Source organism: Thioalkalivibrio sp. ALMg11 (assembly GCF_000377905.1).
Taxonomy (GTDB): Bacteria; Pseudomonadota; Gammaproteobacteria; order Ectothiorhodospirales; family Ectothiorhodospiraceae; genus Thioalkalivibrio.
Window position 1 is genome coordinate 1 of sequence record NZ_KB898883.1, and the last position, 24,178, is coordinate 24,178.

At 67.7% G+C, this 24,178-nt stretch carries 24 protein-coding genes and 1 pseudogene; 11 read left to right on the forward strand and 14 right to left on the reverse strand.

From position 1 onward, the window contains the following. Positions 1-332: 332 nt before the first annotated feature. The 3 genes from D578_RS16225 to D578_RS0114320 all read left to right on the forward strand — a co-directional run bounded on the left by D578_RS16225 (position 333) and on the right by D578_RS0114320 (position 1,478). Positions 333-479, forward strand: a complete 147-nt coding sequence (locus D578_RS16225) for a type II toxin-antitoxin system RelE/ParE family toxin (RefSeq protein WP_231364132.1) — start codon at positions 333-335, stop codon at positions 477-479. Beyond that, a complete protein-coding gene (locus D578_RS0114315) occupies positions 479-784 on the forward strand; it encodes a HigA family addiction module antitoxin (RefSeq protein WP_018950615.1) in 306 nt (101 codons plus the stop codon). The genes D578_RS16225 and D578_RS0114315 overlap by 1 nt, the downstream gene beginning before the upstream one ends. A gap of 88 nt (positions 785-872) precedes the next feature. Then, positions 873-1,478 (forward strand): hypothetical protein, encoded by a 606-nt coding sequence (locus tag D578_RS0114320; protein WP_018950616.1) that lies wholly within the window; start codon positions 873-875, stop codon positions 1,476-1,478. A 27-nt stretch (positions 1,479-1,505) separates the two neighbouring features. On the opposite strand, the gene D578_RS0114325 is transcribed toward D578_RS0114320, so the two are convergent. Next, positions 1,506-1,796 carry an acylphosphatase gene (locus D578_RS0114325; protein ID WP_018950617.1) on the reverse strand — a complete coding sequence of 97 codons (291 nt, stop codon included), beginning with the start codon at positions 1,794-1,796 and terminating at the stop codon, positions 1,506-1,508. A 22-nt stretch (positions 1,797-1,818) separates the two neighbouring features. Between D578_RS0114325 and arsC the strand changes: the two genes are divergently transcribed. From arsC to D578_RS0114340, 3 genes are read left to right on the forward strand one after another with little or no spacing between them, the layout of a single operon-like run. After that, on the forward strand, positions 1,819-2,175 hold the full coding sequence (gene arsC, locus D578_RS0114330; RefSeq protein ID WP_018950618.1) for an arsenate reductase (glutaredoxin): 357 nt from the start codon (positions 1,819-1,821) through the stop codon (positions 2,173-2,175). Next, the gene (gene wrbA, locus D578_RS0114335) at positions 2,172-2,783 is read left to right on the forward strand and encodes an NAD(P)H:quinone oxidoreductase (RefSeq protein WP_018950619.1); all 612 of its coding nucleotides are present in this window, start codon (positions 2,172-2,174) and stop codon (positions 2,781-2,783) included. The genes arsC and wrbA overlap by 4 nt, the downstream gene beginning before the upstream one ends. Continuing rightward, entirely contained in the window at positions 2,780-3,136 is a 357-nt protein-coding gene (locus tag D578_RS0114340) for a DUF2069 domain-containing protein (RefSeq protein WP_018950620.1), read from the forward strand. Before wrbA ends, D578_RS0114340 begins: the two co-directional genes overlap by 4 nt. Positions 3,137-3,500: 364 nt before the next feature. Here the strand turns inward: D578_RS0114340 and hda are convergent, their stop codons facing one another. The 4 genes from hda to D578_RS0114365 are packed head-to-tail and all read right to left on the reverse strand — an operon-like array spanning position 3,501 to position 6,999. Then, on the reverse strand, positions 3,501-4,235 hold the full coding sequence (hda, locus tag D578_RS0114350; RefSeq protein WP_018950622.1) for a DnaA regulatory inactivator Hda: 735 nt from the start codon (positions 4,233-4,235) through the stop codon (positions 3,501-3,503). After that, positions 4,232-5,344, reverse strand: coding sequence for an AI-2E family transporter (locus D578_RS0114355; protein WP_018950623.1), 1,113 nt, complete (start codon positions 5,342-5,344; stop codon positions 4,232-4,234). The genes hda and D578_RS0114355 overlap by 4 nt, the downstream gene beginning before the upstream one ends. Next, a complete protein-coding gene (locus D578_RS0114360) occupies positions 5,341-5,931 on the reverse strand; it encodes a CDP-alcohol phosphatidyltransferase family protein (RefSeq protein ID WP_018950624.1) in 591 nt (196 codons plus the stop codon). The genes D578_RS0114355 and D578_RS0114360 overlap by 4 nt, the downstream gene beginning before the upstream one ends. Positions 5,932-5,967: 36 nt before the next feature. Further along, positions 5,968-6,999, reverse strand: coding sequence for a DUF2066 domain-containing protein (locus D578_RS0114365; RefSeq protein WP_026289373.1), 1,032 nt, complete (start codon positions 6,997-6,999; stop codon positions 5,968-5,970). A 185-nt stretch (positions 7,000-7,184) separates the two neighbouring features. Between D578_RS0114365 and purM the strand changes: the two genes are divergently transcribed. Genes purM through D578_RS0114385 form a run of 4 tightly spaced genes read left to right on the forward strand, consistent with a single transcriptional unit; the run spans position 7,185 to position 11,137 of the window. Beyond that, the gene (gene purM, locus D578_RS0114370) at positions 7,185-8,243 is read left to right on the forward strand and encodes a phosphoribosylformylglycinamidine cyclo-ligase (RefSeq protein ID WP_018950626.1); all 1,059 of its coding nucleotides are present in this window, start codon (positions 7,185-7,187) and stop codon (positions 8,241-8,243) included. Next, complete coding sequence (gene purN / locus D578_RS0114375; protein WP_018950627.1) at positions 8,240-8,968, forward strand: phosphoribosylglycinamide formyltransferase; 729 nt, start codon at positions 8,240-8,242, stop codon at positions 8,966-8,968. The genes purM and purN overlap by 4 nt, the downstream gene beginning before the upstream one ends. Before the next feature lie 7 nt (positions 8,969-8,975). After that, positions 8,976-9,725: a DUF3108 domain-containing protein gene (locus tag D578_RS0114380; protein WP_018950628.1), complete on the forward strand. Its 750-nt coding sequence runs from the start codon at positions 8,976-8,978 to the stop codon at positions 9,723-9,725. A gap of 5 nt (positions 9,726-9,730) precedes the next feature. Next, positions 9,731-11,137, forward strand: a complete 1,407-nt coding sequence (locus D578_RS0114385; RefSeq protein WP_018950629.1) for an NAD(P)/FAD-dependent oxidoreductase — start codon at positions 9,731-9,733, stop codon at positions 11,135-11,137. A 49-nt stretch (positions 11,138-11,186) separates the two neighbouring features. On the opposite strand, the gene D578_RS0114390 is transcribed toward D578_RS0114385, so the two are convergent. Next, a complete protein-coding gene (locus tag D578_RS0114390; RefSeq protein WP_018950630.1) occupies positions 11,187-12,149 on the reverse strand; it encodes a diguanylate cyclase in 963 nt (320 codons plus the stop codon). 339 nt (positions 12,150-12,488) lie between these two features. Next, a pseudogene (locus D578_RS15990) lies at positions 12,489-12,698 on the reverse strand (hypothetical protein); the annotation flags it as partial. A 207-nt stretch (positions 12,699-12,905) separates the two neighbouring features. Between D578_RS15990 and D578_RS0114400 the strand changes: the two are divergent. Beyond that, positions 12,906-13,916, forward strand: coding sequence for a hypothetical protein (locus D578_RS0114400; protein ID WP_018950632.1), 1,011 nt, complete (start codon positions 12,906-12,908; stop codon positions 13,914-13,916). Between the two features lie 1,144 nt (positions 13,917-15,060). Here the strand turns inward: D578_RS0114400 and D578_RS0114405 are convergent. The 7 genes from D578_RS0114405 to D578_RS0114435 all read right to left on the reverse strand — a co-directional run bounded on the left by D578_RS0114405 (position 15,061) and on the right by D578_RS0114435 (position 24,163). Continuing rightward, positions 15,061-15,264, reverse strand: coding sequence for a cold-shock protein (locus D578_RS0114405; RefSeq protein WP_018143924.1), 204 nt, complete (start codon positions 15,262-15,264; stop codon positions 15,061-15,063). Between the two features lie 405 nt (positions 15,265-15,669). Then, the gene (locus D578_RS16265) at positions 15,670-15,798 is read right to left on the reverse strand and encodes a hypothetical protein (RefSeq protein WP_018950633.1); all 129 of its coding nucleotides are present in this window, start codon (positions 15,796-15,798) and stop codon (positions 15,670-15,672) included. A 162-nt stretch (positions 15,799-15,960) separates the two neighbouring features. After that, the gene (gene pmbA, locus D578_RS0114415) at positions 15,961-17,349 is read right to left on the reverse strand and encodes a metalloprotease PmbA (protein WP_018950634.1); all 1,389 of its coding nucleotides are present in this window, start codon (positions 17,347-17,349) and stop codon (positions 15,961-15,963) included. 78 nt (positions 17,350-17,427) lie between these two features. Then, entirely contained in the window at positions 17,428-17,691 is a 264-nt protein-coding gene (locus tag D578_RS0114420) for a hypothetical protein (RefSeq protein ID WP_018143927.1), read from the reverse strand. A 35-nt stretch (positions 17,692-17,726) separates the two neighbouring features. After that, positions 17,727-19,169 (reverse strand): metalloprotease TldD, encoded by a 1,443-nt coding sequence (tldD, locus tag D578_RS0114425; RefSeq protein ID WP_026289374.1) that lies wholly within the window; start codon positions 19,167-19,169, stop codon positions 17,727-17,729. Positions 19,170-19,343: 174 nt separating this feature from the next. After that, a complete protein-coding gene (locus D578_RS0114430; protein WP_018950636.1) occupies positions 19,344-20,174 on the reverse strand; it encodes a carbon-nitrogen hydrolase family protein in 831 nt (276 codons plus the stop codon). Between the two features lie 65 nt (positions 20,175-20,239). Continuing rightward, positions 20,240-24,163: a YhdP family protein gene (locus D578_RS0114435; protein ID WP_042798486.1), complete on the reverse strand. Its 3,924-nt coding sequence runs from the start codon at positions 24,161-24,163 to the stop codon at positions 20,240-20,242. Positions 24,164-24,178 lie beyond the last annotated feature (15 nt).

Sequence of the window (24,178 nt, forward strand, 5' to 3'; positions counted from 1 at the left end):
CGACCACGTTGAGCCATCACGCCCCCTCTTAAACGGAGATCAACCCATGGCCTATATTGTATAATGAACTATTGTTAAAGCACACTAGGGAAACACTGATTAATGAACACGCTCGCGCTCGAGTCGCTTTCGCGTGCGAACAAGGCGCGGTGACTGCCGTGCAGTCATTCTGCACAAGGGAACCGCAACGCCGTGCGCACGCGAAAGCGGCCGAGCCCCTGCATTCATCGGCTTGTGGGGTTGGCACCCCAGGTTCCCCGATCCTGCGTTGCGCCGATTGCGGGTAGAACCACTACCCGCTGCACGACGCGCCTTGTCTCGGAAAACCTGGGGTGCCAACGCGAGCGTGTTCATTAATCAGTGTTTCCCTAGGACTCGATCCACCACGCTGGTCGATCAGGGTCAGCGGCAACTGGCGATTGACGTTCGAGTTTCGTGATGGCCAAGCGTATCTGCTGGATTACGAGGACTACCACTGATGGAAAGCACCGCCCACATGCACAATCCGCCGCATCCCGGCGAGTTCATCCGCGAGGTGTATCTGGAGCCTTTCGACCTCAGCGCCCGTCGGCTGGCCGAGCGGCTCGACGTGGCCCCGTCGACGCTTGGACGGATCCTGAAGGGGTCGAGCGGCATCACCCCGGAAATGGCCCTGCGACTATCGAAGGCGTTGGGACGAACGGCTGAAAGCTGGCTCGCGATGCAGGATGCGCACGATCTCTGGTGCGCTCGCAAGCGGGTCGATCTTGACCCGGTCCAACCCATCCGCTTCGACGCCGCCTGACCTCGGGACCCTCGACATGCGTTCGGTTCAGGGACAGTACAGCAGGCATCGCCGAGACTGACTGTCCGACCAACCGAGACCCCCGATCATGCGCAACCTGCCTTCCCTTGCAGTCATCTTGCTGCCGCTTCTCTTGCTCATCGCCTGCAGCCCGCGGATCTACGGGGTGAGCGAGGAACAGTGGGACGCGATGGGCGAGACCGAGCGCGTGGAGGCCATCCGCGCCTGGGAATCGGTGCAGAAGGCGCGCGAGTCCCGCCTGCAGGCCGAGGCTGAACAGGAGGCGGCGCTGGCAGCCGAACGCGCGGCGCAGGTCGCCGCCATCCGCAGCGGCGAGGCCGGACTGCCCGGGGATCTGATCCGCGTGAGCCTGCACGGCGGCACCCTGCGCATCGGCGGGCGCGACCGGGCGCTGGAGCCGACGTCCTTTACCCTCGCCAGCGGCGAGGCCCGCACGATCGAGGTCCAAGCCGAACGTTATCGCGGCGAACTCGAGGTCGCCTTCGATGACGGCCTGCTGCTGATCGATCTTCCGCGCCATTCCCGCACCGGGGCCGCGCGCGTGGCCTGGGACGGTGCCTGGATGCAGGGGGCCGAGACCCGCATTCGTTCGGACGGCCCCCACCGGCTGCGCGACGTGCGTGCCTATGTCCAGGTCACCCCGCCGCCGAGCCGTCCCGTCCGGCGCTACTGACGCACCACCGATACAAGTGGCACCGCATCAACCCGTGCCGAATGCCCCGGGCGGGGGTTCGGGCGGCGCGACCTCCTCGGCCTCCACCGCGTCGACCCGCGCCTGGCGCGGCCCTTCGGCCAGCCACTCCTCCAACTCGTCCAGGGCGATGCGCGGCCCCACGGCCAGGACCTCGACACTGCCGTCCGGCTCGTTGCGGGCGTAGCCGGCCAGGCCCAGGCGCTGCGCCTCGTCGCGGGTGGACGCGCGGAAGAACACGCCCTGCACCTGGCCGCTCACACGCCAGCGGCGGGCATGGTTATCATTGGGTTCCGTCACCGTTGTCCTCCGGAGTGGATTCATGTCCGATGCCCCTACGCTGTACCACAACCCGCGCTGCAGCAAGTCCCGCGCGACCCTGGAGCTGCTGCGCGAGCAGGGGGTGGAGCCGCAGATCGTCGAATACCTGAAGACCCCGCCGGACGCGGCCACCCTGCGCGCGATCGTGGACAAGCTCGGCATTGCGCCGCGCGACCTTCTGCGCACCGGCGAGGCCGAATACCGCGAACTGGGCCTGAAGGATGCCGAGATGGACGACGAGGCGCTGATCCAGACCATGGTCCAGCATCCGAAACTGATCGAGCGCCCAATCCTCGTTCACGGCGACCACGCCCGTATCGGGCGACCGCCGGAACAGGTACTGGAGATCCTGTCGTGAGCGCGGCCCCCGAGATCCTGGTGCTGTACTACAGCCGCTACGGCGCAACCGCGGAACTGGCCCGGCACGTGGCCAGTGGCGTCGAGCGCGCCGGTGCGGTCGCCCGCGTGCGCACCGTACCGGCGGTGAGCACTAACATCACCGGCGACGCCCCGGCGGTGCCCGCCGACGGCCCGCCCTACGCGGAGAGCTGCGACCTCGAGGAATGCGCCGGGCTGGTGATGGGCTCGCCCACCCGCTTCGGCAACATGGCCGCGCCGCTGAAACACTTCCTCGATGGCACCAGCGGTCTCTGGGCCAGCGGCGGGCTGGTGGACCGTCCGTTCGGGCTGTTCACCAGCACCGCCACCCAGCACGGCGGGCAGGAGACCACCCTGCTGACCATGGCCCTTCCGCTCATCCACCAGGGGATGCTGTGGGTCGGCGTGCCCTACACCGTGCCGGAACTGAGCACCACCACGAGCGGCGGCTCGCCCTATGGCGCCAGCCACGTCGCGGGGGGCCAGGGCGAACACCCGGTCACGCGCGACGAACAGCGTATTGCCGGCGCGCTGGGCGAACGCGTCGGCCGCATTGCACTGCGACTCCAGGCCGGAGACGACGCATGATCCTCGCGGCCCGGGCGCTGGCGCTGATCGCCTACTTCGGCCTGCTGGGCGTGATCCTGGTCTGGACGACCTGGATCGACCCGCCGGAGATCGTGCCGATCTCGGTGGCACTGGTCGTGCTGGTCCTGCCGCTGATGTTCCCACTGCGCGGCATGCTGCACGGGCGGCGCTACACCCATGCCTGGTCCAGCCTGCTGGCGCTGGCCTACATCACCCTGGGCATCACGCTGGCCGCGGGCGCCGACGCCCGGATCTACGGCGCGCTAATGACTGCGACCAGCCTCGCCTGGTTCGCCGGCTGCCTGCTCTACGTCAAGCTGGACGCCCGCCGCGCCCGCCAGAAGGCTTCCTGACGTTGCTATCCACCACGAAGGCACGAAGGCGAGCCACGTCAAGGGCGTTTTTTGCTGAAAGGCAGGCATGACGGAAGAAAGGACTTATTGGTTGGCGTCGATCGCCCGGAACGCCGTCGCAGTGTGCAGTGACCCGCCCATTTCCGTCATCCCGGACACCGCGCAGCGGTGATCCGGGATCTCCCCACGGTGGTTTTCCTGCACCAGAGATCCCGGCTCTGCGCTGCGCTCCGGCCGGGATGACGGGCAACGGGGGTGGCGGCCCTGAAGGTCCTCGCGCCCACGGAACGCCATCCACAACCATTCTATTTCCTGTGACTCGCCCTGGCCCTTCTTCGTGCCTTCGTGCGCTTCGTGGTGAAAATCACAAACGCGCGAGTTGATCGCGGACGAAGGGGATCGTCAGGCGCCGCTGTTCGGCCAGGGCGGCCAGGTCCAGGCGGTCGAGCAGTTCCAGAAGGGCCACCAGGTCGCGGCGGTAGTGGCGCAGCAGGTATTCGGCCACCGCCTCCGGCAACTCCAGCCCGCGCAGCACGGCGCGCTGGGCGAGGATGCGCTTGAGGTCCTCCTCCTCCGGTGCCTGCAGGCGGAACACCGGCCCCCAGGCGAGACGCGAAGTCAGATCCGGCAGGCGACTGCCCAGCCCGTCCGGCGCGTGCGCGGCCGCCAGCAGCACCCGGCAGCCACCATCGCGAAGTCGATTCAGCAGCCCGAACAGGGCCTCGTCCCAATCGCCCTGGCCGACCACCGCGTCGAGATCGTCCAGCGCAACCAGGCGGGCGCGCTCCAGCCCATCCAGTACCGCCAGCGGCGGCGCGGTCACCAGTTCGGCCAGCGGCAGATAGACCACGGGCTCACCGCGTTCGTGGCCCTGGTGGCAGGCGGCCTGCAGCAGATGGGTCTTGCCCAGGCCCGCCGGGCCGTGCAACAGGATCTGTGGCTCGGTCATCCCGGTCCCAATCGAGAGGGCCTCCACCGCGTCCCGTGCGAGGCGGTTGCCACCCGGATAGAAGCTGGAAAAGCGCGAGGCGTCGCGCAAGCGCAGATCCAGCGGGAGCTGGCGCTGCGGCGCGGCATTGTCCCCCTGCCCCGCCGTCATGAGCCTCCGCCCCCCGTATCGCCTGCCGCATCCCCGGCATTCAGCCGCCGGTAGTGCGCCAGGGTATGGCGCACACCCACGGCCAGGACCGCCGCCACCGGCAACGCCAGCAGCACGCCGAAGAACCCGAACAGCTGGCCGCCCGCCAGCACGGCAAAAATCACCGCGACCGGGTGCAGCCCGGTACGGTCCCCCACCAGCCAGGGCGTCAGGACCATGGACTCCAGCACCTGGGCAATGGCGAAGATCACCAGCACGATCAGTAGCAGGCTCCAGCCGTCGCCCTGCACCAGCGCCGCCGCGGTGGCCAACAGCACGCCAACGATCACGCCGACATAGGGAATGAAGCTCACCAGCCCCGCGATCAGGCCGATCGCCAGTCCCATCTCGATTCCCACCACGGTCAGGGTGACGGCGTAGAACAGGCCGAGCGCCAGCATCACCAGCAACTGCCCGCGCAGGAAGGCACCCAGGGTCTCGTCCGACTCCGCGGCGAAGGTCAGCACCGCCGGGCGCCAGGCCTGCGGCAGTAGATCACGCAGGCCGTCCAGCAACCGCGGCCAGTCGCGCAGCAGGTAGAAGCTCACCACCGGGATCAGGACCACGTTGAGCACCCCCAGCACCAGCGCGCCGGTAGAGCTGCCGATCCATTGCAGCACGCCCCCGGCCAGCCCGCCGGCCTCGCGCCAGTGGTCGGCCACCAGCCCCTGCAGCGCGCTGGCGTCCAGCGGCGGCAGGGAATCCCCGGCCAGATCCTCCAGCCACGGGCGCACCTGATCGTCGAACCAGCCGAGGATCTGCGGCATCGCCAGCGTAAGCCGCTCGAACTGGGCGATCGCCAGCGGGATCAGGATCAGGATCAGCGCCGCCAACCCCAGCATCACCAGTAGGAAGATCACGACGGTCGCCAGGGTGCGCGAACGCCCTGTGCGCGCAACCAGCCGGGTCACCAGCGGGTTGAACAGGTAGCCGATCAGAAGGGCTGCGACGAAGGGCGTGAGGATGGGCGCCAGCAGGTACAGCGCTCCGCCAAGGACCAACAGCCCAACCAGGGCAGCCAGCGGGGCGGCCGAAAGCGGCCAGACACGGTCACGGGTATCCGGATTCATGGCGTCCTCCCCGAGGTCCCTGCCGAGTTCGTGTGTCCGTGCAGGTGACGCCAGGCATGAAACCCCCATTGCACGGTATAGGCCAGCCCACTGGCCACGGTGGTGAAGGCCACGACGATCACCAGCAGTTGCACCCAGATCGGATCCAGCGCCAGCAGACCGACCTTCACGATGGCCACCAGCACGAGCGTGATCTGAAGGAAGGTGTTCACCTTGCTGATCAGGAGCGGCCGGATCGCCAGCGGGCCGACGAACACCCGGTACAGCGCGGAGCCCACGGTCAGCCAGACATCGCGCCCGACCACCAGCACCAGCAGCCACACCGGCAGCAGCCCGGACAGCGTCACCGCGACGTAGACCCCCAGCATCAGCAGCTTGTCCGCTGCCGGGTCCAGCCAGGCCCCGAGCCGCGTGTGCCAGCCGTAGCGCCGCACCAACCAGCCATCCAGGGCATCACTCAGCCCGGCGATCGCCAGCAGCACCACCGCCACTACGTAGTGCTCCAGCGCCAGCAACCAGACGATCGGCGGAATCAGCGCGATCCGGCCAATGGTGACGGCGTTGGGGATCTGGTGGCGAGGGAACATTCGATTCAAGGAGGCGCTAACGGAGGCCGGCGCGGATTAGCGCCGGTCCAGCCAGGCATCGGCCCCGGCGGCGTCCTCGGGCGTCTCGGCCCGCGCGAAGCCGGAGCCACGCAGCAGATCGATCAGATCATCCTGCTCGAGTCCAGTACGGACCTGCAGCACCACGCTGTCGCCGGCCAGTGAATCCAGGCGCGCGGTCTCCACCGCCTGCAACCGCGTCAGTTCGGCGCGCAGGCGCTCGAAGGCCACATAGCCATGAACCCCGGCAAAGCCCAGACGCAGCCATTCCGGCTCGGCAGCCACACGCGCCAGGCGTTCGGCCACCTGATCCAGCCCTCGGGCCACCGCGTCGTGCGCCGCAGCACCGGGATTCTCCCCGCTCGCCGAGCTGCGATATTCGCGGCCATCGTGCACGGCAATCGCCCGCGCCTCCGTCCCGCTCGCGGTCTCGCGCACATGCAGCAGCACGACACCATCTGCGTTGTAGCGACGCGCCGCCTCCACCAGCGGCTCGGTCACGCCGCCGACGATGTCGGATGGCTGGGCCGCGCGGCGGTCCTGAAGGTCGCCCAGGGGGAACAACAGCGGCATGTCGCGCGCCGCGGCCAGCCCCCCCAGCGCGGAGAGAATGCCCGGACCGTCCACGGCATCCCCGAGCAGGTCGCGCTGCCCGCCCCGCTCGTGGACGGCCCAGACCAGCAGCCCCGGACGCTCCCCGAGCACGGATGGCACCCCGGCATCGCGCAGCGCGGTGCGCAGACGGAAGCGGTCGAACTCCAGGCGGTAGGAATCGCCCTCTACCTGCTGCCGGCGCTCCAGGGCCGCGATCCAGCCCGCGTCGTCACGGGCGTCCAGCAACGCCTCGACCAGTTCCAGCACCGGCTCCGAGCGCAGCCCGGCCAGGCGCACCAGCGCCTGTTCCAGGCCCTGCTCCAGGGCCGTGGACTCGTCCTCGGCCGTGACCGTCACCACTACCGGGCCATCGGCCGCGGCCGCCGGGCCCAGCACGAGGAGGAAAAGACCCAGCAGCATAGCCAGGCGCGAATGCGTTCGGGGATGCATTGACATGGTTGCGTTCAATTGTTCGACAAGCGCCACAAAATACCACAGCCCACCGCGCCGAAGCCCCTGAGGAAAGCGGCTAAATGCGGCCCGGACCGTACCGTCTTCTTTGCACGCCCGCACCCGGCTCGCTACCATGCCGGGTTCTGTGAGACCGCCACGGCGCGCGGTCGTCAAACATCGGGGAACCCATGTCCGAATCCCGTTCAGGCCTGACCTACCGCGAGGCCGGTGTCGACATCGAGGCCGGCGCCGAGCTGGTCGAACGCATCAAGCCGCACGCGGCGCGCACCCGGCGCCCCGGCGTCATGGCCGGACTGGGGGGCTTCGGCGCCCTGTTCGAGCTGCCGATGGATCGCTACAAGCAGCCGGTCCTGGTCTCCGGCACCGACGGCGTCGGCACCAAGCTGCGCCTGGCCCAGGAGACCGGTCGTCACGACAGCATCGGCATCGATCTGGTCGCGATGTGCGTGAACGACATCGTGGTCCAGGGCGCCGAGCCGCTGTTCTTCCTCGACTACTACGCCACCGGCCACCTGGACGTGGATATCGCCGCCGACGTGGTCACCGGCATCGCCGAGGGCTGCGAACAGGCCGGTTGTGCGCTGATCGGCGGCGAGACGGCCGAGATGCCCGGGATGTACCAGGGCGAGGATTACGACGTGGCCGGCTTCGCGGTCGGCATCGCCGAGAAGGCCGCCCTGATCGACGGCAGCCAGGTCACCGCGGGCGATGTGGTCCTGGGACTCGAGGCCAGCGGGCCGCACTCCAACGGGTATTCCCTGATCCGCCGCGTGCTGGAACACTCCGGCGCCGGCCTGGACGCCCCGTTGCCGGGCGCCGACGGGGTCACCCTCGGCGAGGCACTGATGGCCCCCACCCGGATCTACGTACGCCCGCTGCTGGAACTGCTGCAGCAGTTCCCGGTGCACGCGATGGCGCATATCACCGGCGGTGGTCTGACCGAGAATATTCCGCGCGTGCTGCCGGATCACCTGGGGGCACGCATCGACCCGGACAGCTGGGCCCGCCCGCCGGTGTTCCAGTGGCTGCAGCAGGCCGGCGACATCGCCGACGAGGAGATGCTGCGCACCTTCAACTGCGGCATCGGCATGACCGTGATCCTCCCCGAGGACCGGGTCGAGGCCGCCAGCGCGCAGCTGGCTCGCGCCGGCATCCGCAGCTGGCCGATCGGCGTGATCCAGGAACGCGACGACTACCAGCCAAGCGTCTCCTACGCCGCCGCATGAGCGTCCCCGCCGGGCAATCGGCCGAGACCCCGAAGCGCCTGGTAGTACTGATCTCCGGGCGTGGCAGCAACCTCGGCGCACTGATCGAGGCCTGCGAGCAGGACCGCATCCCGGCGCAGATTGTCGGCGTCATCAGCAACCGCCCGGATGCCGCCGGGCTGGGCTTTGCCGAACAGCATCACATCCCGCACCGGGTACTGAACCACCGCGACTACCCCTCGCGCGAGGCCTTTGACGCCGACCTGGCCACCGCCATCGAGGACTATGCCCCCGACCTGGTCATCCTGGCCGGCTTCATGCGCATCCTGACCCCCGGTTTTGTGGACCGCTTCACCGGCCGGATGCTGAACATTCACCCGTCGCTGCTGCCGAAGTACCGTGGCCTGGATACCCATGCCCGCGCCCTGGCCGATGGCGAGCCCGAACACGGCGCCAGCGTGCACTTTGTTACCCCGGAACTGGACGGCGGCCCGGTCATCATGCAGGCCCGCGTGCCGGTCGACCCCAACGACACCCCCGACACCCTGGCCGCCCGCGTGCAACGGGCCGAGCATCGGCTGTACCCCGAGGCCGTGCGCCGGGTGTGTTCAGGTGAAATTCAGTGGTCCGGGCGGATCCTGCAAGCCGACGGCTCGCCGCTTGAGGCGCCGCTGCAACTCGACGAGGACACCCACGATGTTTCAGGCCCTGACGCCCGGAGCCGCCCACCGCACCCGGTCGGCTAGAACCCCCATGTTCCGACTCGCAATCGCCCTGCTGCTGGCACTGCTGGCCGCCCCCGCGGCCGCGGAGCGCGACCTGAGCCCAATCCCGCCCTACACCGCCAGTTACGAGGCCAACGCCATGGGCAACACGCTCAAGGCGCGCATCACGCTCAATCACGAAGACGTGCAGACCCGCATGGCGATGGACGCCCATGTCTCCGGTTTCCTGCGCATCCTCGGGCGTTTCGAGCTGAGCCGCGAGGCCCTGATGAACAGCCGAAACGGCGATTTGCAGCTGGTGCAATCGCGCAGCCAGCAGATCACCCCGCGCCGCGAGCGCAAGGTCGAGACCCGCTTCGACTGGGAGGCCAACCGCGCGATCGGCACCATCAACGGCGAACGCTTCGATCTCGAGGTGCCGCCGCAGACCCTGGACTTCCTCGGCTCGCTGTATCTGATGATGCAGCGCCTGGAGAGTGGCGAGCTGTCCAGCGAAGGGGATCGCGAAACCATCCAGGCCCTGGAACGCGACCGCCTGCGCGAATACCGCTTCGAATACGCCGGGCGCGAGACCATGGACTCCCCGATCGGCCGGGTCGAGACCATCCGCATCGATCGCCGCACGGACGACAGCGATGTCGCCCTGTCCGCCTGGTTCGCCCGCGAGCTGCGCCATGTGCCGGTGCGCTTCGACTACGAGGCCGACGGCCGCGTGTTCGAACTGAATCTCACGCAACTGGAATGGCACGACCCGATCATTGATCTGACCGACGAGTAACCACCATGAGCGAAACCTTTGACCTGGCCATCATCGGCAGTGGCCCCGGGGGCTATCGTGCTGCCGTCCTGGGCGCCCTGCGCGGACTGAACGTCGTCATCATCGAAAAAGGCGACTGGGGCGGCTGCTGCCTCAACCGCGGCTGCGTGCCCAAGAAGGACTGGTACCACACCGCACGCACGGTTGCCGCCCAGCGCCACTTCGAGGGCCGTGGCATCAGCGGCAGCCTCAGCGCCGACATGGGCAAGGCCTGGGAACACCAGAAGGACGTGGTCACCGAGGTGCGCAACTCCTACCTCGGCTACATGAAGCATCTCAAAATCCAGTACCGCCACGGCAGCGCGAGCTTCCGCGACGCCGAGACCCTGGAGGTCGTCACAGACGACGGCACCGAGGTCGTGAGCGCCCGGCACACCATCATCGCCACCGGCGCCACCGCCAGCGTGCCGGAACCGTTCAAGACCGAGCCCGGCCGCGTCCTCACCACCGACATGCTATTCGACGACAAGCCCCCGGCCGGACAGCGCGTCGCCATCATCGGCTCCGGCGTGGTCGCCACCGAATTCGCCTGGATCTTCCACCACCTCGGCAAGGACGTCACCTGGCTGAGCCGTTCCAAACCGCTGTCCGGACAGAAGTTCAGCCCCCAGGCACTGGGCACGCTGAAGGAACGCCTGACCGAGGACGGCGTCGAGCCGGTCCGGGTGAAGGGCTACGAGAAGGTCGAGATGTCCGACGACGGCGTCACCATCACCGACAGCGAAGGCACCCGCTTCGAGGTCGACTGGGTCCTGCTCGGCACCGGGCGCACCCCGCATACCGAGGGTCTGAACCTAGACACGGTCGGCGTGAAGACCGACCGCCGCGGCTTCGTCCAGCGCCGCCCCACCCTCCAGACCGACGTCGACAACATCTACGCCATCGGCGACGTAGCCACCGACTGGATGACCGCCAACCATGCCCTGGCGGATGCGACCATCGCGGTCGAGAACATCCAGAACGGCAACACCCGCGAGCAGGACGAGCGCTTCGTCCCGATCGCGATCTACTCCGCGGTGGAGATGGCCCGCCTGGGCATGGACGAGGACGACGCCGAGGACGAGGAACTGGAACCCGCGGTCGGCTTCGCCGCCTTCGAGACCTCCCCGCGCGCCCTGGGCCAGGACGAGCCGGAGGGCTTCGTGCGCCTGATCGGCGACATGGACACCGGGGCCCTGCTGGGTGGCGAAGTGATCGGTGCCGACGCCAGCGAGCTGATCCACATCCTGTCGCTGGCACCGGACCGTGATACCGCGCTCGCCTGGATCGCCAAGGGCCAGTGGAACCACCCCACTCGCGCCGAGGAGTTCCTCAACGCCACCGAGACCCTCGCCTCCAAGTGGAACCTCAAGGGCGAGATCTTCGGTCTCTGAGGCAACCCGACCGTACGACCTCCTGATCAGAGGCCAGGGAGACGTTGATTCAATCAGCGTCTCCCTGGCGTTCAGCCCGGGTACGTTTGGCGGCCAGGAGTTCGGTGTCCGCACGCTGGACGAGGTGCTCGAGATGGGTGTCGTCGGCGAGAAAGCCGGCCGCGCCGACACTGATGGAGATGTCTACCTGTTCCTGCACCAGCGTCTGCAGGCGCTCGGCCATCCGCCGGGCGTCTGCCAGCAGGGTGTCCGGGAGCAGGACGACGAATTCGTCCCCGCCATAGCGCCCGAGGAGGTCCGCGTCGCGCAGGGTTGCCTGCGTGGTCGCAGTGACCCGCTTCAGCATGGCGTCGCCGGCCGCGTGTCCCACTTCGTCGTTGACCCGCTTGAAGCCGTCGAGATCGAACATCAACAGCGAAAGGGGACTGCCGTGGCGGCGGGCGCGCTCCATCTCGCTTTCGACCCGTGCCTGAAAGTGCCGGCGATTGCCGACCCCGGTGAGGGGGTCGCAGGACGCGAGTTTTTCCAGCCGCCGATTGGCCTCCTGGAGCTCGCGGTTGGCCTGGTTCAGGGCCTGCGTGCGCTCCTCGACCACGGCCTCCAGGTTGTGGCTGTAGCGCTCCAGGTCCTCACGCGCCAGGCGCAACTCGGTGACATCCTGGGAGATTCCGAACAAGTGCGTGATGGCGCCCTGCGTGTCATGCACGGGCAACAACAGGGTGAGCCAGCGCCCTTCCTTTTCGACTCCATCGCCGTCGCGAAAGGCCGCATGTTCCTCGTAACGCAGGGGCGCATCCTGGCGCAAGCAGTCGCGGTAGTGCGCGACCACCTGCTCCGCGACCGGCCACGGCAGGATGTCGTGCAGGCGATGGCCGATGCAGTCCTGCGCGAACAGCTGTTGCATCTTCGCGTTGGATGCCTCGACCACGAAATCCGGGCCTTCGACCCGAATCAGGAACATGTTCTCCGGGAAGTGCTGCCAGATCTCCTCGAGCACGTTCGTCTGCGCCAACTCGTGCAGAAATCCTTCCCTTGCCGTTCTATCGTCCGTCATCGAATGCCCTTTTGATGCGCCGGGGACGCACGGCCCCACATACACGTTCGCGCTCGAGTCGATTTTTCGTGCTGACACGGCGTGGTGCGCTCAGTGTAGCCGAGCTTTCTTCGCGAACCGCAACGCCGTCAGTGGGGAAATTGGCCGAACCCGGTCATTCAATGACTTGCGGGATTGATACCCCGCGTTCCCCGATCCAGCGTGGCGCACCACGGGTGGAAACGGGCCAGCACAACCGCGTCCGGTCGCGCAAAACATGGGGCACCGACTCGAGCGGGTACAAGGGGCAGCGTCGCCCTAACGCATGTACCCGTAGCCCTCCTGCTGTTGCAGGCGGACGATCTCGGCATCGGCCATCGGGACGACGCTCGCGAAGCCGTGGAAGTCCTCCGGGGCGTAGCCGCGACGCGCCGCGCCGGCCTGACAGATCCGATATTCGATCACGCCATTCAGGGTCAGCCCGCGGGCCAGCGTTATCGGCGTCTCGTGCCCGGAAAGGTGCTCGCGAGGGCGCCTCTTCGGCGTGCACAGTGGCCATCGGACCGGCCAGCCGAATCGGTCTTGCATCCACGCAGCGACCCCGCCTCGGAACACAACATCACCCCAACCGCCCCATGGAGTGATCGTAGGGCGCGCACGCCCAGGCCATTCTCCGCATCCACCGCGGTCCATGAATGCCAACCAGGGCGCGGATTAATCGTAGAATGATCGGCAATGCTGCGCGCGGTCCAGCATCCGAGCGCCCTCGTCCCTACCCTTCAAGCCGACGTTTACCGCATGCGCCGATCTCCGGTCCTGGTCCTGATCCTGATACTTCTGCTCTGCGTGACGGCAAACGCCAGCGAGGACATCGGCACCGGGGAATCCAGTCATCAGTGGCTGCACCAGACACGCGAGGGCACGCGCGACCTGACCTACTGGCTGGTCCGCAACGTGGATGGCTGGTTCGGCGACAAGCCGTTCGACGACAGCGGCGGCGAGGCGGGTGGTCGCATCCAGATCGGCGGGCTCCACCGCGAGGACAAGGGGTTCAAGGCCTCCACGCGGTTCCGGCTGGACGTGACCATGCCCAACGTGAACGAACGGGTCTATTTGTTCGTCGGCCGCGGCGCGGAGGACGAACTGGTGCAGGACCAGCCGGAGACTTTCTCGCGCGCGCAGCTCCTGCTGCCGGAGGACCGTGACGAGGACCAGACCTATTTCGGCGGGCTCGGCTATCACCTGCGCGAACATGTCGACCTGCGTCTCGGCATCCGCGGCGGCTACAAGCCGTATGCTCAGGCCCGTTATCGCCGGATCTTCTGGCCGACCGACGCCACCACGCTGGATTTTCGCGAGACGCTGTTCGTGTCAACCGGCGACGGTATCGGGGCAACCAGCTCGCTCGACCTGGCCCATGCACTCACCGAGCGCCGCGCGTTTCGCTGGCGCAATTCCGCGACCGTCAGCTCGGAGACGCGCGGAGCGGCCTGGTCCACCGCCATGGGGGTGTTCCAGACCTTCGGACCGGAGCGGGAGATCTCGCTGGAGGCGCTAGCGAATGGCGAAACCGCCCGACCGGTGAAGGTGCGTGAATATGGCCTGCGCGGGATCTATCGCCAGCCCGTCTACCGCGACTGGCTAATCGGCGAGGTCATACTCGGGCATTTCTGGCCTCGCGGCGATCGCGATCCGGACCGGCGCGAGGCCTGGGCCCTGGGCCTCGGGATCGAGATGATCTTCTGATCCGGGCGCCAACACGATCGCCTGCATTGATCGGCGTCTCAGAACCACGTCACGGGGGCTTTGTCACGCCAAACGGCGTATTAGGTGCACGCTCACTCGCGATTTGGCACCGCAGGGGACATCCCGCTCCGCGCGCCCTGATCGCAATCGAGTAGGAGGGGGAGTTGCCTCCCGCGTCCTCTCACACCACCGGGCAAACGGATCCATACCTCGGCGGTTCTTGCCTCCCATTATTGGGCTGAGCTTCGTTCCACTGAATTCACCGCCTGTGTGCTGTGAGCGCCTCGACAGTCTTTGGGCTTCCGGCCCGCCATACCGTTATCGCGAGCCCTCCGGGGAGGCATCTGCTCATACGCATCAGAGATGCGATCAACTGTCCACTCGTGACAGGTTCAGCCCTTCAACTCTTGGTTAGAGAGCCTACTATGGCCTCTGCTGACTCCTGTTCGCCCATCCCGACACCTCACAGTGTCGGTAGCCTGCCGCAGGCGAGCAGGACTACCAGGGTAAGACGCGCGACCTTCCTCCCATCTACCCGCCGCATCTACTTCCACATCTCCTGGATAGCTATTGGGCTTCAACTTTCATGGCCCTCTCGCCCAGATGTGGCTGCCTCCTATGCGGTTCCTGTTCGTGGGGCCAGGAGTTTGCCTACAGCTTCCTTCAGATTCCGCCTCGCGGCGGACACCCTTGCTGTTCAACTAGTGGGCCATGCGGTTAATAAGGTAACGCTCAGCCGTCGCACAAGCGTTGTGGGCAAGGCGCGCAAGCGCAGGACTGGCCTTCGCCCATTCAAGCGAGCGGAACGCAGCCCACGGCGCTTATGCGACGGCCCTTCGGGAGTCACTGTGCTGGCGCGACTCGGCGTTGCGTTTCTTGGCAAGGACGCTGCCATTCCCTGCGAAACGCGCCTTGATTCGCGCCAGCACAGTGGCTCTGAGCGTTACCTTATTAACCGCATGGCCCACTAGCGGTTCCCGCTATCAGGGTCCATAGGGGACTCTCACCCCGAGTCATCCAGCCAGCCACCACGGCTAACCGGATAGCGTCTAAACGGCGCTACGCGCCATGCCTGGCGCACCACAAAAAAAGCCCCGCACTAGGCGGGGCTCTCTCAACCTGGCGCTTGCGCGCCGGGGTTGTCTTACTGCGCTTCGACGTTCGCGGCGGCCGGGCCCTTCTGGCCCTGCTCGACGTCAAACGAGACGCTCTGGCCTTCGGCCAGCGACTTGAAGCCGCTACCCTGGATGGCGCTGTGATGGACGAAGACGTCCTTGGAGCCATCAGACGGGGTAATAAAGCCAAAGCCTTTTTCGTCGCTAAACCACTTCACTGTACCTGTAGCCATTTCGGTTACCTCTGCTTGTTCATAATAGATTGGGTTTTCGAGGGGAGGAGAGACTGGAGGGCAACCGAACGACGATGGAACTTGATCGTGATTCTACGCGGCCCCAAACTAACCGGGACCGGAACTGCGAATCTTAACGCCCCTTTCGGGGTGTCGCCTGGTGCTGCATGGAGCCTGTTACCGTTACCTCGAGGCTATTGTCCTCCCAAACCGCTCTCGATTGAAAGTGTTTTTTCGGATTTTCTTGATATGCGCCCGGAAAACCGTTTGTTATCCGCCGCTTGAATGGTCATTTAATTTGGGTTCAGGTGATTTTGGCCTGCCGAACACGGTCTCGACGCATCACCGACCGCGACCAAGGCGTTGCGCGGAGCCCCCACCCCACCCTTAATCGCACGCGACCCGCTACTCCAGACTATCAAACAGCCCCTCCGGCGCCAGCGGTAGCGGGACATGCAGCGATGCCGCCATCACTCGCAGCAGCTCGACCTCGGCCGGCACCACCTGCCCGCCATGGCTGACGGTGGTCACCATCGCACGAATCAGCGGGTCCTTTCGCCACCGGGATACGACCGTATTGCGGAGGGCGGACGGTCGCGAGTCACGGGGCCATGCAGCCCCGAGGCGAGAGTAGCAGGGCGGGTGATGCGGGGAAACGGCCGGTCATGCCCGTACAGGCAGACCGGAAAGAGCCGTTCAGTCGCCGGCCACCATCATGGATTCAACCAGGATGGAGCCGGTGTGGATGTTGCCGCGGCGGTCGACGTCGGTACCCACCGCCGCCATCCGCTGGAACATGTCCTTCAGGTTGCCGGCGATGGTGATCTCCTCCACCGGATACTGCAGCTCGCCGTTTTCCACCCAGAAGCCGGCGGCCCCGCGGGAATAGTCGCCGGTCACCGGGTTCACCCCCTGGCCGATCAGCTCGGTGACCAGGAAACCGGTCCCCATCTCGGCCAGCAGGGCGGCGAAGTCCTTGTCGCCCGGGGCCACGGTCACGTTGCGTGCGCCCCCGGCGTTGCCAGTGGCCTCGAGACCCAGACGCCGACCGGCGTAGCTGTCGAGGGTATAGCTCTGCAGCACGCCGTCGGCAATCAACGGGCGATTGCGGGTGCGCACGCCCTCCCCGTCGAACGGGGCGCTACCCAGCGCGCGCGGGGTCTGCGGGCGTTCCTCGATCTGCATCCACCCGGGGAACACGTTCTCGCCGATGGCATTCAGCAGGAACGAGCTCTCGCGGTACTGGGACGGGCCGGCGATCGCACGGGTGAAACTGCCGATCAGGGTGCGCGCCATTTCCGGGGCAAACAGCACCGGGCAGTTGCGGGTCGACAGCTTGCGCCCGCCCAGCCGGCGCACGGTGCGCTCGGCGGCCTCGCGCCCGACCTGCTCGGCGGCGGTCAGGTCCTCCGCGTGGCGTGCGACGGTATAGGCGTAGTCGCGCTGCATGCCTGCTGCGTCGCGCGCCACCAGCGCGCAGGACAGGGAGTGCCGGGTGCTGCGATAGCCACCCATGAACCCCTGGCTGTCGCCGAGAAACGCAATGGCCCGCCGCGTGCTGACGCTGGCACCCTCGGAGTTCTCGATCCGTTCATCCGCCGCGAAGCCGGCGGCCTCGATGGTACGGGCCAGCTCGGTCGCCTCGGCGGCGCTGCAGCCCCAGGGGTGATCCAGGTCAAGGTCGTCCCACTCGCTCGCCTTGAACGCGGGATCGGGCATCCCGGCGTACGGGTCCGGCTCGGTGTAGCGGGCGATGCGGCAGGCCGCCTCGACGGTGTCGATCAGGGCCTGGTCACTGAAATCGGTGGTAGAGGCGGCCCCCTTGGACTGGCCGAAATAGACGATCAGCGAGAGACTCTGGTCACGCTCGTGTTCCAGGGTTTCGATCTCGCCCTTGCGCACCCCCAACTCCAGCCCGACGCTGTGACTGACCACGGCCTGGACGTCCGAGGCACCGCGCTCGCGCGCGGCCTCCAGCGTGCGCTGAACCCTCGTCTGCAGGGAGTCCGGCGAATGGGACAGGGCCTGGACCCCGTCTTCCTGGGACACGGGTTCCGGGATGGCGCGTTCGGGAGATGTACTCATGCAGGGTTCCGCTACTCGATGACTGATCTGGGGGCGATACAAGGACACCCCGGGCCGGATGGCCCGGGGAAGGGATAACTAGTCGACCCGGGCGCCGTGCTTGTGGACCGCGCCGGCGTTACCCCAGCGCTCCAGGTCGTCGACGTGCACACCGACCCAGTAGAGCATGCCGACGCTGTCACGCGTCCAGCCGCCCACCAGGTCCTGGCCTTCGCTCAGCTCCACGTGGTGGGCGAACTGTTCGGCCTTGTCGCGCGCGCGAAAGACATGCCACTGGACGATCTTGTCGTGGCCATGCCCTTCCGGCAGGGAACGTTCCTGTTCGAGAAAATCGAGATTCATCTGTGCCTCCTTGGTTGCATCGGGCCCCGCGGCCCTCAGGCTGCCTGGGTACCGCCCACGGTCATGCCGTCAATACGCAGCGTGGGCTGACCCACGCCGACCGGCACGCCCTGGCCCTCCTTGCCGCAGGTGCCAACACCGGAATCGAGCTTCATGTCGTTCCCGATCATCGACACCCGCGTCAGGACATCCGGGCCATTGCCGATCAGAGTCGCACCCTTGACCGGGTACGTCACCTTGCCGTTCTCCACCCGGTAGGCCTCCGAGGCGGAGAACACGAACTTGCCGGAGGTGATATCCACCTGGCCACCGCCGAAATTGACCGCGTACAGGCCGTCGTCCACCGAGGCCAGGATCTCTTCCGGATCGGCGTCGCCGCCCAGCATGTAGGTATTGGTCATGCGCGGCATCGGCAGCCGGGCATAGGACTCGCGGCGGCCATTGCCGGTGGACTGCGTACCCATCAGGCGGGCATTCATCTCGTCCTGCATGTAGCCGCGCAGCACGCCGTCCTCGATCAGCACGGTCTGCTGGGTCGGATTGCCCTCGTCGTCCACGTTCAGCGAGCCGCGACGCCCCTCCAGGGTGCCGTCGTCGACGATGGTGATGCCCTTGGCCGCCACCTGCTCGCCGATGCGTCCGGAAAACGCCGAGGTCCCCTTGCGGTTGAAGTCGCCCTCCAGCCCATGACCGATCGCCTCGTGCAGTAGGATGCCCGGCCAGCCGGGCCCGAGCACCACCTTCATGCTGCCGGCCGGCGCGTCGCGCGCATCGAGGTTCACCAGGGCCTGGCGTACCGCCTCGCGGGCATAACCGGCGGCGCGGCCGTCCTCGCGGAAGTACTGGTAGCCGTGACGGCCGCCGCCACCGGAGGTGCCGGACTCGCGGCGCCCGCCCTGCTCGACGATCACCTGGACGTTCAGGCGCACCAGCGGGCGCACGTCGGTGGTCATCTCGCCGCGGGCATTCAGTACCAGCACCACCTCGTGCACCCCGGCCAGCGAACACATCACCTGGGTCACGCGGGAATCCTCGGCGCGGGCGACGGCATCCACCTCCTTCAGGAGGTCGATCTTGGCCTGCTCGCCCAGCGAATCGAGCGGATTGTCGGGGGCGTACAGCGCCGGCCGCGAAGACGAACGCGAGGCCACCGCAATGCGCCCGCTCTGCCCGGCACTGGCAATGCTGCGGGCGGTCTTCGCGGCCTCCAGCATGGCCGGCATCGCGATGTCGTCGGAATAGGCGAACCCGGTCTGCTCGCCACGCACCACGCGGATACCGACACCGCGCTCGATGTTGAAGCTCGCGGATTTCACGATGCCATCCTCCAGCGACCACCCCTCCTGGCTGGAGAACTGGAAGTAGCAGTCACCGCCATCGATACCGTGACCGAAGGTGGTGCCCAGAAGGGAGCTCAGCTCGCTTTCGCCAAGGCCGGCGGGGTCGAGCAGGGTCTGTTGCGCAAGGCGGTCGATCATGAAGTCCTCTCGGGTTCCGTAGATCTGCTGTCCCGCATCCATCGAACAAGGAACAGCATGATGGATACCAGTATGGAGCTTGAAGCAGGCGGTCCGCTTTCAAGCGCGCGGGCGTTGCGGGTTTATCGCCGCCCCGGCCCGGAAAACGCGGTATTCAGGGGATACGTTTCCTGGTCAGATGGCCCCGGGGCACGGCAGGCGGCGGTGATCCACCGCCGGGAAGCTGCTGCGGATGCGCGCGGCCTGGGTCGGGTCCAGGTTCGCCAGCAGCACCCCGGGGTTGCGCTGCAACTGGCCCACGACCCGACCCCAGGGGTCCACCAGGGCGCTGTGGCCGTAGGTTTCGCGGCCGTTCACGTGGAAGCCGCCCTGGGCCGCCGAGAGCATGTAGTACTGGTTTTCGATTGCGCGCGCCCGCAACAGTACATCCCAGTGTGCCTGCCCGGTCTGCGCCGTAAAGGCCGCCGGCAGGGCGACCCATTCCGCCTTCTGGTCCAGCAGGGCCCGGAACAGCTCGGGGAAGCGCAGGTCGTAGCAGATCGCCAGGCCCATGCGCCCCACCGGCGTATCGACGACTACCACCTGGTCACCCCGCTCGAAGACCTTCGACTCGGTGTAGGCCTCGGTGCTGTCCGGCAGGCACACATCGAACAGGTGAATCTTGTCGTAGCGCGCCACCTGCTGCCCGCGGTCGTCAAATACCAGGCAGGCCGAGCGCACCCGCTCAGGGTCCTGGGTCTGCAGCGGGATGGTCCCGCCGACGATCCACAGCCCCAGGCGCCGGGCCTGCTCCGCAAGGAAGGCCTGCAGCGGGCCGGCACCATCGGCGACCTCCGCGATCCCGAGGATGTCGGTGTCCTGCATCCCCATGAAGGCAAAGTTCTCCGGCAACACCGCCAGGCGGGCACCCTTGTCGGCGGCCTCCTGCAACAGTCGCTTCGCCTCCAGAAGATTGGCCTGGGGCTGGGGTCCGGAGGCCATCTGGATGGCCGCTACCTGAGTCATGTTGCTCCGATCATCTGGTTACCGGGGCCGGTTATGGCGCCCGAAAACGCCGATCCCTACCGGCGTTAGTCGTTGTCAGTCCCTTCGGCATCCGCGGCCGGTTGCACCAGCACGCGCACCTGCGGGTCGTCCCAGGGGCCCGTCACCGCATATTCGACACGGGCCGCCTCTTCTATCTGATCCCCAATCCCCAGCACGCGTTCCGCAAGCAGCACCACGACCCCGGTAACCGGCCCGCCCACCAGTGCCCCGACAATCGGCAGCGCGGTACGCAGGCTGGGCACCACCACGATCTCGTGATCGTAGTCGCGCGCCACCAACCCGGTGCGACCACTCAGGCGCACGCGCGCCGAGGGGCCCTCCATGCGCAGGGCCGGCACGTAGAGATCACCATCGCGCAGTGTCGCATCCGCGGTCAGCTCGCTGAAGGTCAGGCCTTCGGTGAACACGTCGCGGAAATCCAGCCGCAGCCGCCGCGGCAACACGTCCAGGCTGACCAGGCCGAGCAGGCGTCCGGCGCCCGGCTCGACATCCGCCAGGCGGCCGTCCTCCAGGGTGAGTTCCATGGAGCCCGCCAGCTGCGCGAGGCGCGGGGCATAGAACGGCCCCGGCCAGGTCAGCGACAGCGAACCGTCACCGGCCCCCCCGACCATCGCACGAGACAACCCCGCCGACTCGAGCGCCCGGCCCCAGTCACCGCCGGAGAGGCTCACGTCCAGACGCGTCTCCGGCAGACCGCCGGAGGTCACCCGCCAGCCCCCTACGGCGTCTAGATGCAGGTCACCTTCCGGGGTCCGCAGCTCCAGGTCCCGGACGACCAGTCCGTTCGGCTGCGGCTCCAGCCCCAGCTCGATATCCGCGAAACGGTAATCCCCCAGCGCCAGGCTGTCGAGGGTCAAGTCCACGGCCGGCCACACGCGCGGGTCCTCGAAGCTCCCGACTGCGACAGGGTTCACCCCGGGATCGGGGTCCGCTTCGCCGCCCCACTCAAGATCCTCCAGGACCAGGTGGCGCACATGCGCCTCCAAGCGGTCGCGCCCGCCCGCTCCCATCGGGCGCCAGCGGGCCTCGCCCGCCAGCCAGTCGGAAGTGGCCTCCAGATCCCAGCCCGCATCCCCGCGTCGGCCGAGGAAGCGCACACCGGGCAGGTCCTGCTCGCCCCAGCGGATCCGGTCGCGGATATCCAGTTCCAGGCGGGTCAACGCGACCGCTCCCGAGGCTTCCCCGGCGAGATCGTTGGCCGCGCCCAGATCCACATCGCCACCCCAGGGGGCCTCGCTCAGGGCCTTGAGCCAAGGGTCGACCGCCAACTCCGGCAGGCGCGCCCGCACCGAGACCCCCGCCCCCGGCAGGGCCAGGGCACTGGCACGGGGCGCACCGATCTCCAGCGCCATGGCCTGCAACCCGATCCCGCGCGCAGCCGTACGCGGCTCGGCACCCCGTGCGGCCGGATCCTCCGGCGCGGCCGCCGGTGACAGGCGCAAGTGCGCACGCAGGACCTGCCCCAGCGTCAGGTGGCCGATACCGGCGCCGTCATGCCCCAACGGCAGCGCCAGCTCCAGCTCGCGGGCCTCGTCCGCCGACTTGCCGATCGGCTCCGGCCAGTCGATCGCGACCCCGACCAGGTCCGAGCGCAACTCCAGACGAACCCCGTCCACCGCCGGGCCGAGGCGCAGCTGGGCATCCCAGTGCGCCGAGCCGTCGAGATAGGGCGCAAGCTCCGGGAAGTCCTCCAGCCACGGGGCCAGGGGCTGCGGACCGCGCGCCGTGAGCCGCGCCGTCTCGCCATCCAGCGGCCAATCCGCCCCCAGGGTCACGGTCTCGCCGTGAACCCGCGCGGTAACCCCGTCGGCCGTCACGCGATCCGCAGTATCGAAGCGGACCCGTCCCTCCACGGCCTCGAGAACGGTCGGCCAGCCTGAGACCTCGGCGCGGATACCCCGCAGGTCCAGATCGCCGGCGACGCGGGTCTCAGCCATTCGGCCCTCCTGCAGCGGGAGGGTCAGGGACAGATCCAGCCGGGTCGGCCCGTCCAGCCGCGCCTGATCACGGAGTTCGGCCGCCTCCTCCAGCAACTCGGCCTGGCGCAGGTAGGCCAGAAGATCCGCCGCATCGCCCTCGGCCGTGCCTTCCAGTTCAAGGACCGCATGCTTCATGTCCTCGATCCCGATCCGGGTGTCGCGCACATCGGTGTCCAGAATACGGCCGCGCGCACCCTCGGCGCGGAAGCTCGCATTGTGGAACAGGAGCCGGCCACTGAGGTTCTCGGCCCGCGGCCAGCCCTCCTGATAGTCGAGGATGCCGGAGTCACCATCTGCCCAGAGATCGAACACGCCCTCGTCGCCGGCGAACGGGAAGTCTTTCCCACGCCCGCGATAGGCCATGCCGCCGCCGGAGGAACTCCCCGTGACGATACTGTCGACCAGCCACTGGTAGGTGTTATCCGGCAGGTGATAAAGCGGCAGGTAGCGCGCGGTGTAGTCACCGTCGGCGCGCAGGATATCCATCGCAATATCGACCCGGGGGCCGGCCTCGTGGCCGTCCAGCAGCATACGCAGCCGGCCACGAACCGCGGCGTGGGCATTGGCGACATTCAGGCCTTCGCCAGCCAGGCGCCAGTGCCCGGCGTCATCGCGCTCGGCGCGCAGCCGGCCGCGCGCGGCGTCCAGCACCACCGGGTCGGCCAGCACACGCGGCAGGTCGATCTGCATGTTGCGGCTGTCGAGCAGCAGCTCTACTCCGCCGCGGCGCCATTGCAGGTATCCCGCGGCGCCCTGCACGCCGAGCCCGTGATCGGCCGCGCGCCAACCGAGGTCACGCACATCGGCCTCCGCCCATACGGGCTGCAGACGGCCGTCCTCGCGGCGAGCCTCAAGCCGGGCGAAGTCCAGGTTGCCACGTGGATGCAGGTCGGCAATGCGCTCTGCCAGCTCGGGCGCGGCCTCCTGCAGAAGCGTGAGCAGCGGCGCGTAAGGTTCCACTTCGAGATCGCGCGCGGCCATTTCCACCGCGTCCACGACCAGCCCTTCCGGCTTGCCCTCCAGGCGGTAGGCGAGTCGCAGATCGCCGGACCCGGGCTGGGTCCCGCTCCAGGACGAGCGGTGGCGATCCTCCTGCACCCGCCAGTCAAAGCGATGGCCAATGGCCGGGCCGACCGGTTCTCCGGCCAGGTTGAGGGTGGTTTCATGCTCCCCGCGCAGCCAGGCCATGCGCCCGTCGTCGAGCCCGCCCCACAGACGCAGTGCCGCCGTGCCCTCGGGCGCGGGCCAGCCGAGGTAGGCCAGCCACGGCTGCCAGGTGGTCAGGTCGACCGCATCGGCCCGCAGGAAGAAGCGCGCATCACGCAAATCCGCCGCGGGGGCCTTCAGCCCCAATTCGAAGTGCCCGCCCGCGGCCTCGCCATCCAGCACCCCTTCGAGGTACATCCGCAGCGACCCGTCATGCGCCGTGCGCAGGGCTGCGCGGTCCAGCCACGCATCGGACTCCAGGCCGGCGCTGCGATCATCCCAGACCAACCGGATTGCCTCGGCCTCGACATCCGGCCACTGTTCCACGGGGAGCGTGAGCAAGCGGCCCTCGCCCATGCCAAGTTCGCGACCATGCAGGGAAAAACGTCCGTCGGCGTGACGCACCAGGCGCAGCTCGACGCCCCGAACACGTACTGCGAAGGATGGATGGCGACTGCGCAGGCTGGCCCCGGCACTCAGCGCGACCCCGAGGTGGTCGATGGCGACCGGTTCACCTTCCGGCATCGCCACGCGGACATCGCGCGCCACCAGCGCCGGTGACCAGCCGGCCCAACCGAGCTCGATACCCGCGGCCGTGACCTCGCGCTCGAGCTGCTCGCTGGCGGTATCCTCCACCCAGGCGTGCAGGCCATCCCAGTGCGGAAGCGCCAGGCGCAGCACCACGATCACGATGACCAGGGCGAGCAACAGCGCCAGGAAGACGCCCAGCGTCACCCACAGGCTTTGTGACAGGCGTCTCATTTCTCCACCGGCAAG